The organism is Pristimantibacillus sp. PTI5 (assembly GCF_048572955.1).
In the GTDB taxonomy this organism is placed as follows: Bacteria; Bacillota; Bacilli; order Paenibacillales; family Paenibacillaceae; genus Pristimantibacillus.
Window position 1 is genome coordinate 2,207,501 of sequence record NZ_CP183886.1, and the last position, 13,036, is coordinate 2,220,536.

The 13,036-nt window shown below is 48.8% G+C and carries 16 protein-coding genes (1 of these 16 only partly in view); 3 read left to right on the plus strand and 13 right to left on the minus strand.

The annotated features are described in order from the left end of the window. Window positions 1–2,654, minus strand: the 5' portion of a protein-coding gene (locus ACN6MW_RS09925; RefSeq protein ID WP_419875311.1) for a family 78 glycoside hydrolase catalytic domain. It extends 271 nt beyond the left edge of the window; 2,654 of the gene's 2,925 nt are visible here — the first part of the coding sequence; it begins with the start codon at window positions 2,652–2,654; the stop codon falls past the left edge of the window. A gap of 145 nt (window positions 2,655–2,799) precedes the next feature. On the opposite strand from ACN6MW_RS09925, the gene ACN6MW_RS09930 reads away from it, so the two are divergent. Next, window positions 2,800–3,678, plus strand: a complete 879-nt coding sequence (locus ACN6MW_RS09930; RefSeq protein WP_419875312.1) for a helix-turn-helix domain-containing protein — start codon at window positions 2,800–2,802, stop codon at window positions 3,676–3,678. 37 nt (window positions 3,679–3,715) lie between these two features. Here ACN6MW_RS09930 and ACN6MW_RS09935 read toward each other — a convergent pair whose 3' ends face one another. The 5 genes from ACN6MW_RS09935 to ACN6MW_RS09955 are packed head-to-tail and all read right to left on the minus strand — an operon-like array spanning window position 3,716 to window position 6,594. Further along, on the minus strand, window positions 3,716–4,465 hold the full coding sequence (locus ACN6MW_RS09935; RefSeq protein ID WP_419875313.1) for a spermidine synthase: 750 nt from the start codon (window positions 4,463–4,465) through the stop codon (window positions 3,716–3,718). A 35-nt stretch (window positions 4,466–4,500) separates the two neighbouring features. Next, entirely contained in the window at window positions 4,501–4,956 is a 456-nt protein-coding gene (locus ACN6MW_RS09940) for a GNAT family N-acetyltransferase (protein WP_419875314.1), read from the minus strand. 26 nt (window positions 4,957–4,982) lie between these two features. Further along, entirely contained in the window at window positions 4,983–5,888 is a 906-nt protein-coding gene (locus tag ACN6MW_RS09945; protein ID WP_419875315.1) for a copper amine oxidase N-terminal domain-containing protein, read from the minus strand. Window positions 5,889–5,901: 13 nt separating this feature from the next. After that, entirely contained in the window at window positions 5,902–6,048 is a 147-nt protein-coding gene (locus tag ACN6MW_RS09950; protein ID WP_419875316.1) for a hypothetical protein, read from the minus strand. Between the two features lie 30 nt (window positions 6,049–6,078). Beyond that, window positions 6,079–6,594 (minus strand): hypothetical protein, encoded by a 516-nt coding sequence (locus ACN6MW_RS09955; protein ID WP_419875317.1) that lies wholly within the window; start codon window positions 6,592–6,594, stop codon window positions 6,079–6,081. 163 nt (window positions 6,595–6,757) lie between these two features. Here ACN6MW_RS09955 and ACN6MW_RS09960 point away from each other — a divergent pair, with 163 nt between their 5' ends. Then, entirely contained in the window at window positions 6,758–7,426 is a 669-nt protein-coding gene (locus ACN6MW_RS09960; protein WP_419875318.1) for an AlkZ-related protein, read from the plus strand. Window positions 7,427–7,492: 66 nt separating this feature from the next. Here the strand turns inward: ACN6MW_RS09960 and ACN6MW_RS09965 are convergent, their stop codons facing one another. The 4 genes from ACN6MW_RS09965 to ACN6MW_RS09980 form a co-directional block, all read right to left on the minus strand. Further along, complete coding sequence (locus ACN6MW_RS09965) at window positions 7,493–7,996, minus strand: N-acetyltransferase family protein (protein ID WP_419875319.1); 504 nt, start codon at window positions 7,994–7,996, stop codon at window positions 7,493–7,495. Further along, window positions 7,986–8,810, minus strand: coding sequence for an aminoglycoside N(3)-acetyltransferase (locus ACN6MW_RS09970; RefSeq protein ID WP_419875320.1), 825 nt, complete (start codon window positions 8,808–8,810; stop codon window positions 7,986–7,988). Before ACN6MW_RS09970 ends, ACN6MW_RS09965 begins: the two co-directional genes overlap by 11 nt. A 622-nt stretch (window positions 8,811–9,432) precedes the next feature. Continuing rightward, a complete protein-coding gene (locus ACN6MW_RS09975; protein WP_419875321.1) occupies window positions 9,433–9,585 on the minus strand; it encodes a hypothetical protein in 153 nt (50 codons plus the stop codon). Continuing rightward, window positions 9,561–10,112, minus strand: a complete 552-nt coding sequence (locus ACN6MW_RS09980) for a hypothetical protein (protein ID WP_419875322.1) — start codon at window positions 10,110–10,112, stop codon at window positions 9,561–9,563. The genes ACN6MW_RS09975 and ACN6MW_RS09980 overlap by 25 nt, the downstream gene beginning before the upstream one ends. Before the next feature lie 190 nt (window positions 10,113–10,302). Between ACN6MW_RS09980 and ACN6MW_RS09985 the strand changes: the two genes are divergently transcribed. Then, complete coding sequence (locus ACN6MW_RS09985) at window positions 10,303–11,352, plus strand: ParB/RepB/Spo0J family partition protein (protein WP_419875323.1); 1,050 nt, start codon at window positions 10,303–10,305, stop codon at window positions 11,350–11,352. 181 nt (window positions 11,353–11,533) lie between these two features. On the opposite strand, the gene ACN6MW_RS09990 is transcribed toward ACN6MW_RS09985, so the two are convergent. Genes ACN6MW_RS09990 through ACN6MW_RS10000 form a run of 3 tightly spaced genes read right to left on the minus strand, consistent with a single transcriptional unit; the run spans window position 11,534 to window position 13,004 of the window. After that, window positions 11,534–11,764: a hypothetical protein gene (locus tag ACN6MW_RS09990; RefSeq protein ID WP_419875324.1), complete on the minus strand. Its 231-nt coding sequence runs from the start codon at window positions 11,762–11,764 to the stop codon at window positions 11,534–11,536. Window positions 11,765–11,776: 12 nt separating this feature from the next. Next, window positions 11,777–12,475 carry an HAD family hydrolase gene (locus ACN6MW_RS09995; RefSeq protein ID WP_419875325.1) on the minus strand — a complete coding sequence of 233 codons (699 nt, stop codon included), beginning with the start codon at window positions 12,473–12,475 and terminating at the stop codon, window positions 11,777–11,779. Between the two features lie 49 nt (window positions 12,476–12,524). Next, entirely contained in the window at window positions 12,525–13,004 is a 480-nt protein-coding gene (locus ACN6MW_RS10000) for a DUF4362 domain-containing protein (RefSeq protein ID WP_419875326.1), read from the minus strand. Between the last annotated feature and the right edge of the window lie 32 nt (window positions 13,005–13,036).

Consider the following 13,036-nt stretch of genomic DNA (forward strand, 5'->3'; position numbering starts at 1 on the left):
GAGGACCAAGCATGGCAATGGCTTCTCGTCAGCATATTGGGGTTCGCCCGGTTCTCGGTGAAATTCGGGTACATCTCCCAGCAGGTTGTAGCATCATGCTCAATCATTTGCCCGTAATTATGGCGGATGTCATCGACGATCGTTGGGACCTGCCCGGATTCCGACAAGGCTTCATAATAGAAGAAGGACATGAACGGACTGCCGATTTGCACAAAATGAGCAGGCGAATCCAGCAAATAACGCTCCATCACGCTTCTCCTCCCGCCTTGCGCTACACCAGTCAAATAAGCGACAACCTGCGTTTGCACGGAGAAGATGTCCGACCTGCGGCTATCTACATGAATACAATCGAGATAAGCGGATTGCTCCTCTGACCATAAATGCGTATTGATAGCAGCTTGAAGATCGTCTGCCGCATCCGCAAACCGCCTTTGCCCTTCCTCATCGCCCGAGAATACCGCCATCTCGGAGGCAACTCGCAAGATTTTCACCAAAAAGCAGTTCTGATGAGTCACGATACCGTCATTCGGCTGATCAATCGGCGACCAGTCGAGCAGGTTCCAGCCTTTGATCGCCAGCAGGCCATCCTCATTGATTTCCTTTAAGTAATGCTCCAGCGTAAAACGGATATGCGGATACATTTCTTTGGCAAAATCCATATCCGCTGTTTGCTCCACATATTCCCGGCAAGCAATCGCCCAGAAAAATGTCCAGTTCGGTATAACGCTGCTCCACCCGCTCGGTACCTGATCGGCATATAGCGGCGTTTGATCCTTTGACCCCGGCACGAGGCGCAGGCAGCGCTTCACGATATCGTTTACGCCGAACAAATAATTACTGACCAGCGCCTCATTGCGGCTGTCGCCCACCCAGAATACCTGCTCATAGGCCGGGCAATCCACAAACGTATCCTCCATGCAGAGCTTCGTCGTATGGCGGCTGATCTCCCAAATATCGTTAAGCAGCGGATCCGAGCATTGGAACCTGCCGATTTCGGCCACCGGATAATGATTTGCCATATAATGAACGTTGATCAGCTTAACCGGCTTCAACGCATTGCGGACAGTCAGCATCAAATAACGCAGTCCTCTCCGAACGGGGGACATATACCGCTGCCTCCCTTCCCTGCAGACGTAGCGCAGCGTATTATCGAGTCCAAACGTATCCTGCCGATAATCCTCCGTCATATACTCGAAGCCGTAAAAGTCTAAAATCGTTCCCGCTTCTGCCTCGACCTCGAAGGATAGATAACCGGTAAGCTCCTTGCTGAAATCGATAATGATTTCAGTGTCGAAGCCCGGATAAACCGGAATAACGCCTGCCGAGGCATTGGGAATCACTGCGTTATGCAGGGCTGCCGGAATCGTTCGGGAGATACTTTCTTTCTTCCAGATGGAGAGGCCTAATACATCTGCTTCGCTAACGAAGCGCTCGTCGATTGCACGAATATAAGATGAATAAGCAGCCAAATCATCCATAGAAGCTACTTTGTCTATCACTTCTTTATATTGTTGGTCCTCAAAATCAATTTCTCTTGAATGCTGATGATCCAAATATACGGTGCAGTCAAACGGGCCAATCGCAATAAAAGCAGAAGCACCCTCCGGCTCACCCGCTTCCATTAACGGAGCTCGAAGCTCGACCGGGGCCTCGCTAAAAATACCCAAATGAAGCTTGCCCGTATGCATTCCTCCGCTTACATCGATTAACAATAGATTGTCGCCTCTGTTTAGGGTAACGGCCGCATAGCGCTCAGGCAGAACGCCTGTAAACCGTTCCTCGCCAAGCTTAACCCCGTTCAGCGATACCGCACCCACGCATTCACCGGCATTCGGGAATCCGAGAATGATTTCCGTCTCCTCTCTTACGCATAGAAGCGTTGCCGCATATCCGGTAAAGCCTACGACATTGGCATGGTTCTCGCTGCCTTCCACCATTTGATTGCGTATATCAATGGCCGTAGAATACGTGAAGGATTGAACGCTGTTCAAGCTCAAAATGCGTGAGGGATACACCGGGTACTCCGCCAGTAGAGGAATGTCCCGCTCTAGTAACGTCGTCCACGGCCCCGTGCCGACAGGCCCAATGATCTTTGATTTCTCCCATCGCGCATCTTGATAGGCGGTTTCTATCCAGTCTTCCCCCCACAAGCCAGCATCCACATATTCGGAGAAACCCTGCTGACAGGACATGCGCGGCGAGCGTGTATGATACCCCTCATGTACGGAGGTGTTCCAGGTTTCATCCGTAGCAATCAGCATTTTCGATTCCGTTCCGGATTCATTCCCGCTGTCAAGTTGAACCAGTAAGCCGCCGCGGCCGCGTAAATAATAGAAGGTCGACACGCCAAAATGAAGCACCAGCACCGCAATCGTGTTTACTTGCCCCGGCACCAGCAGATGACCAACCTCATACACATCATAAAATTGCTCGACGGACCACGAGCGGACAGGCCCTCTTCCAACATGCTTGCCGTTGATATAAAGAACGTAACGAGAATCCGCACTGATTCGCAGAGTCGTGTTCGAAGACGAGGCTGTACGATCATTCGATTGATCAACCACAAAGCTTTTCCTAAAGCAGCGCCATTCGTTGCGCGGGCTTATGGCTTCTCCGCCCCAAATCCAGCTTGCTTTCCAACCGTTATTCGCCATGTCATTCTGCTCCTTTTATGCCAGCTATCGGGTGCTTGCCCGTGCAATCTATTTTTAATTATAGTAAAATCAAGGTACTCATTTACCCCTGTTTCAGACATTTAATCCCTGAAAAGCGACATCCAGTGAAAGGGGCGATCAGATCATGCCGAGCAAGCACACGCAGTTGTATAAGGTCGAGCAATATTTACAAAAAAACGACTTAGTCTATGTGAACCGCGCCACCGAAAACTTCCAGCTGCCGCTGCATAACCATGATTTCATTGAACTCGCCTATGTAGCGGAGGGCAAGGGCTTTCATCATATCGGAGAAGAGGTTGTGCCGGTATACAAAGGCTTATTATTTGTTTTGCCTCCCGGAGTTTCTCATGTATTCCGGCCTTCAACACCCTCCCGCACCAGCCCTCCGTTAATTGTATATAATTGCGTCTTCCTGCCGTCCCTGCTCGTTTCGCTGAACGAGTGGATTGGCGGTGAGCCGCCGATTGTCGATTTTCTCGAAAAGCAGCTCACCCATCCATCGGCGTTTCAATCCGTGTTTGACTCCAACTACCTGATCGACAGCTTGTTTCGCAGCATGCTGCGCGAATATGAACAGCCGCAAAACGGCTCGCCCGCTTATCTGCAGGCGCTGCTCGTACAACTGCTCGTGTCGATCTATCGTTTGATGCAGGATACGAACAAGCCTTTATTGGAAGAAAAAGCATCTACGTCCTTTGCGCAGATAATCAGCGATTTGGAGCAGCATCCGCATGAGAGTGTGACGGTCGGACAGCTTGCAGCCCGGTGCGGATGGAGCGAGCGTCATTTCAGCCGCGTGTTCAAGCAGCATACCGGACAATCTTTTCTCCAATATCTTCAGCATTTGCGTATCAAAAAAAGCTGCGAGCTTCTAAGAAGCTCGCAGCTGAAAATCAGCGCGATTGCGGAAGAGGCAGGCTACAAAAATATCGATGCCTTTCTCACCCATTTCAAACGGATTGCCGGCATGACGCCTCGTGAATATCGCCGGATGGTACAATAACAGAAACTATAGCCTAGCCGATTCGTCCCAGTTCCGCTCACCCTTCTCGTTTATCCATCAGAATATGGCCTTCTTCCAGCTGGATTTCATTGAAGCCTGCCATAGCCTTAGACTCAAACCGGATAGGCCTGCAGCTTGCCACTATAATGATATTTCTGATATCCGCGTTATGCTCAGCGGGCAGCGAAAATGCTTTGACATAAGCGAAGGCTTCTCCGAGCGTAGAATAAATGGCATTCATTATTTTGTCGTTTTTCACTTTACCCATCAGATTCAAAATCATCGAGCCTTGGGCATCGAGCTTTTGTTTGGCCATTTCAAAAAAGCCCAAGGTCGTTAAATGATAGGGCGTGCCTGCCTCCGTGAAAGCATCCAAAATAATATAATCGAACCCGCTCCGCTCCTGCTCGCACAGCAGCCGGCGGCCGTCTCCGATCCGAACGTTATCCAACTGATAATGGAAGTAAGCTCTGCTTAGCCCGACCACCGTCTCGTCGATTTCCGCTACAATAAACCGTTTATCCGGATAGTTCCCGGGGATGGTTCCGATTCCGTGACCGATCATAAAAACATTTTCGAAGACGGAGTCGTTCCGCTCCATCAAATGCATAATCGCCCTCGGATATTCCAGCACGATTCGTTTCGGGTTCTTTAGGTCAATCGCGCCCTGTATCGCATGATCAGAAAATTGCAAAAACCGATATTTCCCGATTTCCCCATATAACTGATTGGCTTCGTACACGGAAATCTCTTGAGAACCGCTGGTTGCCTTCACTAATAGCTGCAATGATTCGTTCTCCTTATGCTCAAAAAAATATAAAGCTATCGTATCCTTTTTTTGAAAGAAGTGATCGACAAGCGTTCTTCCACCAGAAAAACTTCATTTTCCGCAAAACCGCTTTGCTTGTAAAAACTTACGGCCGGGGCGTTTTGCGTTCCCGTTGCAACCACAATTGCACAGCCGCGGCCAGCAAGGCCTTCTATATACCGGAGCAGCTCCTTGGCTAATCCTTTTCGGAAATGCTTAGGATGAACCATCAAGCGATGAATATCGATGATGTCCGCTTCCCTTTTTATCGCTATCGCCCCGCATAGCTCACCGCCTAAATAATAGCCGTAGAAGGTTTCTCCGCAATCGCGCAGCGTTTCCACGTTATCTTTTAGAGGGGGCAGCTCCTCAAAACGAATCAGCTCGGCCTCTACCTTGTAAGATGGTATTTGAATGCCAAGCACTTCCTTCGCGATGCGCGGATCAGTTATATCGATTTTTTCAATCATGATGGCATGCACGCTTCCTTCTGAGCTTATTCCGTCAACTTTGCATCCGTCCTCACTTCGCCCTCAATCGGCATGATAAGAACATACGCAAAATGTGGATTATTATAGCGGTCAACGGTGGCCAGCTCCGTACTTTTCCCGGTGCTGTCTACCGTTCCGTAGGACAGCCTATCCGCCATTAGATTATTCATAAAATAAACGGATTCGCCAAATGCTTTCGGTTCTTGGCCCGTTTCGCCATTTTTCCCTATCGTATCCTTTTGCCATTTAATCTCGGCTATGCCATTTTCGTTGACTTCGACATAAGTCACTAAACCTCTATATTCCATTTTATAACGGAGCGCTTCTCCTATCGGGAACGTGTAAATGGTCGTAAAGCCTTCCCCATAGGGTTGAATTTCTTTTCCGTAGTTCAACTCCGGAAGATCGAGTGCAGCGACGCGCGCTTTATCGAGTTCACCGCTCATAAGCGTTTTGAACTGCTCTTCGCCCGTAGGCGTCCGGACAATAACTTGCTTTGCAGCGTTATTATAGGCGACCGTACCGCCAAGCGACTCCGCTACAAAGCGGACAGGCACGTAGGTCCGACCCCGTTTCACCGTAACCGGCGCATCTAATGCGATTTTCTTGCCATTGATGTCGGCCGTTTTCAAGCCGTCCTTCAAACGCACCGTTATTTTGTTAACCGGATTTTTGATGATAATGGTCTTCGTAGCCGACTCGTAGGAATAGCTAATTTTATCAGGATCATAAAATGCTTTCAATTGGACCATCGTTCTGCCATTCACATTTAAAACATCGTCCTGGTATAAACCGTTAATAAACATTTTGACTGGTGCGGCAGCGACAGGCGCAGCCATAACCGCAGTGCCCGCACTTAGTACACCTGCTACGGTTAGTGCAGCCGCCGCTGTTTTCATCCATTTTTTCATGATAAATGCCTCCCTAAACATCGAAGTAAACGCCGTAAAGCTGCTCTGATTTATCCGGCTTCAGAAAAATGAAAACCGTACCGTCCGTAACTGCTTGCCCGAACATTATTTTTCCGGCTTCGAATTGCTCAACCTTCGTGATCTCCTGAACGTTTTGCACCTGTTCGAACTAGAGCGGCATAGCGATTTCTCATCCCTTGGGTTCGGAGACGCGAAGACGTTCATCCCCCTCGATGATTTGCAGCAGCTCAGCTGTCGCAGACTGTGTGAGGGCATACCCTTTATGAGTGTCCGCGACATCCATTATCATGCCTTGTTTACTGCCGGGTTCAATCCAAAGATGATATTTATGCGTCTGCAGCTTGCGCGTCATGATGAGTTCGTAGCCGGGAGTTGTCACATTCAATAAGCCAGAGAGCGCTTCTGCCGTTTGAATGGCACTTTCAAATGGTTCAACCTTTTCATTTTCCAAGAATAAGACGGCTTCATTTCTTTGGCCTGATATTTTGGATAGGGAAATTACTAGGGTTTCATTTGTTTGCAATGAACTGGCATACTTTTTGTTAAACGACTCTGTTTGGCTAGCTTGAACAATGATCGGATCCTGTCCACTCGTACCTTTGGTCCTCGTCGTATCGGCAGTGCAGCCAGCGAGAAGAAGCGCTACCAGTGCCGCTAATGCGATTGCATTCTTCAAATTCCACACCAGTCCTCTCCTAATTGAACCATATCTTATGGCATTCCTCACGTATAAGACGTCATCCCGCCCAAAAAGGTTACGGCCCAGTATATTTCGTATCCTTCGTGTAAAGCAGGATAATCATGGTAATTACTAGTATAATAGAGTAACCTACTTTAGGAGTGAAAACATGAGTATTACAACGTATCCGGAGTTCGTACAGCTAGTCGGCCAATATAAGATTTTTCCATTCTCCGATCTGATTCCCGAGCATCCTTCGCTTACCTCCGTCGTGCCGAGCGACAGCTGGCATACCGATACCGAGCTGGACCCCTGGCTGTGGCGCGTCAAGATCGTAAAGGATGAACACGCGGCATACGGGAAGTTTTTTGGAACCAAAGCTTCCTTTATTCATGTAGACTTGTTTCCGATGATTCCGATGCTGCTCTCGCAGGGCAAAAGCGTAGAAGAGCGGTACAGCAGCGGCCTGCTGTCTCAGAACGCTCGGAATATTTACCGGATCATTAAGGAAGCCGGCAATATCGATTCGCGGAACTTGCGCAAAGAATCCAATCTAACGGCCAAGGAACAAAAAAAGGATTACGAGCGGGCGCTCGTTGACCTGCAAAACTACGCCGATATTGTCATTACCGGCGCACAGGAGAGTGACTTCGAGGGCGGCTGGAGCAGCATGTGCTTCGAGAGCTCCGACCACTGGCTTTATGAAACGCTCAGCGGAGCACCGGAAGCGCCTCGCCATTTAGCCGAAGCCAAAGCGGTCGCCAAAGCGGAGCTAGGCGCGGTCTGCACGGAAAAAGCGCTGAAATATTTGGATAAGAAGCTGCGGTTTTCGCTTTAGCCGAACGCAATAATAAAGGGAGATGCACCAGGTTAGCGTAAGCTAACGGGCATCTCCCTTTTATGTTTATTCGATTATTTTCTGATAGCTGGCAATATCCAGTCTTCTTCCGAATTTAAAGCCGATCTCTTTGAAATGCGCGCATTTGTGATATCCGTGTTTCTCGAACAAACGGATGCTTCTTTCGTTTTCGGTGCAGACGGTTGCAATCAATACGCGAAAGCCGCTTGCTCTTCCTTGCTTTTCGAGAAAAGCGATCGCCCGGCTCCCAAGGCCGTGCCCCAGCTGTTCAGGATCCAAGTAGATCGTTACCTCGGCGGTAACATCGTAGGCTTGCTTATTTTTGTGCTGGGTGATGAGAACATAACCCATGAACATGCCCTCGTCTAAAATAACGAAGGATTTGTATTTGGGACTTTGATGTATCACATTGCTCCGAATCTCCTCCAGGGTTAACCGCTCCGTATGAAAAGAGATCGTTGTGTGTTCAACGTAATAATTGTAAGTACGCATGATCACGGGCAGATGCTGCTCCTGAATTTCTTCGAAAACGATCGTATCAATCATCATGCTCTCCTTTGTGCCCTCTATTCCGCTCCATCCAGCCTACCGCGTAATCGACTAATTCCTTTACCGGCATGAACAGCGCGGCAGCATGGCCAACCATGCCTCTCCGCACTTCTCCCGTATCCCGTTCAAATGCTTCGCCCAGCTGTTCAAAATCATCCGAGTTAAAGTCAATGTCTTGAAAACCGGCCCATTTTCGCACGCCTTCTTCAAGAATAGGCGCATGGTTGGTCATTTCGGACTTGCCCACATACTGTGCGCGATACTCCGCTAAATGAAGGGATGTATTGCGGTTATGGCCCACGCCCAGCAAAAGCACCCAGCCTTCCACCTCGTATAGTCTTGCGATGGGAGATTGTTCACTCAGGCTGTATGCCAGGCTATGATTGGCTGTAATGCTCTCTTTTTTGGCGCCCCAAGCAGCAAAGGATACTTGGGGATGGCCGCTGCGCACAACCCCGTTTTGTTTTCTGAAGCTTTCGTTTATTATCCCCATGCCTCTGCACGGAGTAAGGTCAGCTGAAAAGGCCGGCATCGAATCTCTTAGAGGCTGCCACCATGACTCCCGGACGGGAGGATAGCGCCAGTGCTCCGGGTCGGATAAATCTCCCGTATGGGTCGGCATAACGAGCGTTCCGCCCTCGCCCAGGCACTCTTCTATCGCCAAAATGACGGCAACCGGCCCTCCGGCAACATAGCCGCCAAGCGACTTCAACGAGCTGTGCATGATGACCGTCATGTCCGGCTTGATGCCCAGCTTTTTGAAATCTGCCTTCAATGATTCGGGCGTCCAAAGCTCTCCTTGAATTTCTTCCATTGGTATCACACCTTCATATTTGTCTAACCATTCATTTAACAGTTCATTTAACCGTTCGTTCAACCGTTCATTTAACAATTCAGTTACAATTCAATTAACAATTCATTTAACCGTTCGTTCAACCGTTCATTTAACCGTTCGTTTAACAAATCATTTTATCATAAAAACCGCTGTCCTCATCCTACACTGCAGTTTGTGCAATAGAATGCCATATTGAGTGAAAAGTACCGAACTACGCTGCAGTTTATGCAATAGAATCAGCAGCTAATGGGGTCCGACGGCGCTTATGGAGCTATCCCATTGTACAAACTGCAATCTAGCCCACCATTGGACCTCATATGTAAGGTTTCCGTTGTACAATATGTAGCGTAGGCTTGAACCATGGAATGGTAGTTAATGGATTAAACTACCTGGAGCGGCAGCACAGAACACATAATGGTAGTTAAGGGACTTAACAACCGGAGCTGCAGCAAGGACCAAGAGGTAGTTAAGGGACTTAACTACCATGAGCGGCAGCACGGAGCAGCACACAAATATTGGGCTGGTATCGGCGCACCTGCAAAACGGGGCTTCTTCTCTACACTCTACACCGCCGTTTGTGCAATAGACAACTATAACAGATTTATTTTTCCATCGAGCTGATGAACGCCGTTACTTCTTCCAAACGGTCCGTCTTCAGCACAAGCTTCTCTGTGTCGAATACGAGGAATATAGGGAGGGTTTCGAGACGAAATGCCTTTTTCACATCCATCACATAGCTCGGGTTATACGCCATCCATCCGTATCCGCCGTTAAGTACATTCTAGCGTCCTTCTCGATCTCCTCCACGGGATAGGGCTGGGGCATGTCTTTATCGTGTACAACCGTCGTTTTGTACCTGCCTTTCTGGCCGGCAAGCAATCCCGCTCTCGCAAGCAGTTCTTCGTTCGACATGGACAAAATAATGAGCTCATCCGGCGTTTCCGTTATTTTCTCGGTGGTCGGCGGATTGATCTGAACCTTCTGTCCATGCCTCAAATCCTCCCAGCCCAGCTTCTCGCCTGCTTCATTGGTAATTTTCGTGCCAGGAAGCACGCGAGCCTCATAGCTCGCGCCCCAATCAGCTATAGCCGGACCCGGCTCATCGCGTTTCGCCCATTCCGAAATATTGAAGCCGACTGTCTGCTCCTGATTGTTCAAAGTGTCGATGAAGCCGATCATTTGATCATCCCGATAATGACCGTACGGTTTATTGCTGCAGGCGGCCAGGAGCATTCCTCCAGTCAGCAAAAGGATGAGCGCCGCTTTCCTCATTCGCATCATTATCCATCTCCCCCTTTTACTATATAAAAACGTTCAGCGCCCATCATTTGTTTCATTCCCTTCCAAAAATGCAAAACAATTTGAATGCTGCGCCAATCGTTTCCTCATTTCCGCCCTTGCTATATAATAGAGGAAGTCATCAACAAGCTCCGAACATTGAAAACGCAGCAAAACCTTAAGGAGAAATCATATGGATATCATTGAAATTGTAACGGATTTAATAGACGAGGATACCGATCAGCCCAGGTATCAGTTTGACGAGGAAGCCTTGCAGGAATTAATGAAAAGCATAGACGAAATCGGCCTGCTCTCCCCCATTAAAGTAAGAACGACGAGCAACGGACGGTATAAGATCATTTACGGCAACCGTCGCTACAAAGCCAGCAAAATGCTTGGAAAGCCGACCATTCCTTGTATCGTTTCTACCGTAACGGACGAGATGGAGATCTATTTGGAGCAGATTGCGGAAAATTTGACGCGTGAAGGCTTCTCGCCGATCGAGGAAGCCGAAGCCTTCCATAAACTGCTGAATGATTCGAAATTCCGGAGCTCAACCAAATTTTTGTCCGGGAAATTGGGCAAGCCAGAATCCTATATCAAGAACAAATGCGAGCTGCTGAAATTCAGCAATGCAGTAAAGAAGCTGATTGTCAGCGGCACCGAGATTAAGAAAGACAAGCTGACCGAGGATCAATTGCTTCCGCTGAAGGATCTGCCGATGGAGCATCGTGATCCGCTTGCGCTGATTGCAGCCCGCGATGAGCTGCCCGTAAGCGATGTGAAGAAAATAGCGAAGCTGTTTAAGGACAAAACCATTTCTGACAGCACTAAGGACAAGCTGCTCTTCAAAACCGGAAGCGGACTCATCGAAACCTGGTCAACCCATGAGCAGAACAAAGCGGAGCGCGCCAAACCGCCCGCTGAACCCAAGCCGGCAGCCCCTAAGGCGGAGAAACCGGCTAAGCCGGAGGCTTCCGAGACGCCGAAGCAAAGTCCGACTGCCGCTTCAGCTACTCCCGTTGAAGATGCTCTTTACCGGCTCGCTGCCGCTCTTCCCGCTCACAGCGCCCTAACCGCGGATACGCTTCAATCCGTCGCCATGATCCAAGCGGGCAGCCAGGTTCCTTTTATCCAAGGCGTAGATACATTAATTCAGCAGCTGGAGAGCCATTTGGCCGAGTGGCGAAGCGTGCGCGAATTTGCAAGCAGCCGCCTGCAAACGGTCGCTTCGTCCGAATAAACGAACAGCCTGTTTTTAAAAAATTGACCAGTCTATCGCGAGCATAACGCGTTGGACTGGTCTTTTTAACGTGCAAAGGCAAATGCCTGTTTATAGGAATCCGGCATGTCTAATGGCCGGTTCTTTGGCGCTATCGGCAAACCAACGGAGGGTTCTTATTTAACTAACACCGGTTAGGCGCCTAATCTCTATCCTTCTGCTCTTTAATCAAATACAAAGCTAAATCATGGCCAACCTTTACGTAGCTGCCAGGCTCGACCTGCTTATCCTCGTATATGACTCCTCTTATATTTTGTTCCGCGCAGCGCTTAATGTAATCCAGCGGTTTGCCAATTCCATGTTCCTCTAGTGCTTGAAAAACCACTTCAACATCCGGTTGTATCATCGGACGGATTTGCAAGAGATCGTTCATTTCCGTTCTCCTCTATCGGTTATTTGCCGGCACGGACGGGAGGCTTAGCGCGATCTGGACAAGCTCCCCTAAATCATCGATTACTCCATCGGCATCCCCAAACGCATCATCGAAAGGAGTAAGTGGCGGGTTCCGCTTCCATACGGCTTTCATTCCTACGGCACGGCTGGCTTTAATATCGTTAATTAGATGATCGCCTACAAAAACAGCTTCTTCGGCTTTTACTCCGAGCTTGTTCAAGGCTCGCATAAAAATGGCCGGGTCGGGTTTGCGCAGCGCCTCCCATTCCGATATCAGCACCTCGTCAAATAAAGGGCTGATTCCCAGCGCTTCGAAATTATCGAATTGAAATTGCCCATAACCGTTAGAGACCAGCGCGATCTTCAGCCCGCGGCTCTTGAGCTCTGTAAGCATAGGCAATAGATGCGGAAAACCGATGCAAAACCTTTTGAAGCCATTCAGATAATCACTTAACAGCGTCTGCCAATCCATCCCCGCGATCGAAAACTCTTCGATAAGCTGCCGGTAAACTTTGTCCTTCCAAACATAGCCATGATTATCGAGCTCGATAAAACGCTGAACGAAAATAGCTTTTGCTACGGATTGCAGAGGAGGAAGCCGATCATATTGATCGCTGACGAATAAAGCAAGTGACGCATCACGGTCTAACAACGTACCGTCTAAATCAAAGAGTACCGCTTTAATCGCCATACTGCTCAGCCCTTTCCATCATGACTCTTGTATTCGATAGACAATCTCCTCAGCCCTTCGGCACGGCTAATAAATAATAGTTCTCTCCGGTGCTCACCGATCCTGCATCCTTCCATTTACAGCCTTTGATATAGTAGCGAATATTTGTATCTGTTTCCTCTTTGCCGGCACCTGTACAAACGGTATCCCTGACGCCCCTAAAAGCGCCCGCAAAGTCGTCTCGCGAGTTATCGTAGCGATGCAGGATTTTACGGCCGTCATAGATTAGCTCCGTAATAAGAAGATCCCCTTCGTCCGTTTGGGAAACGATTCTTACTTCACTCTCCTTCTTCGCATTTATGTCATCGATAAAGCGATCTAATTGACTGACATTCGAAAGGGTCAAACCCGGTCCCTCGGTAGTGACATCGCCTTCTTTGGAGGTTTCAAGGCTTTTTTCATTTTTCGATGCATAAATGTAGGCGCACGACAGCACCAAGACAATTGCTAGTCCAATAATCACTCTGTTTACCCTCGTCCTAGTCACCATCGGTCCTCCTTCTCCCTATCGCTTTAAGGCTA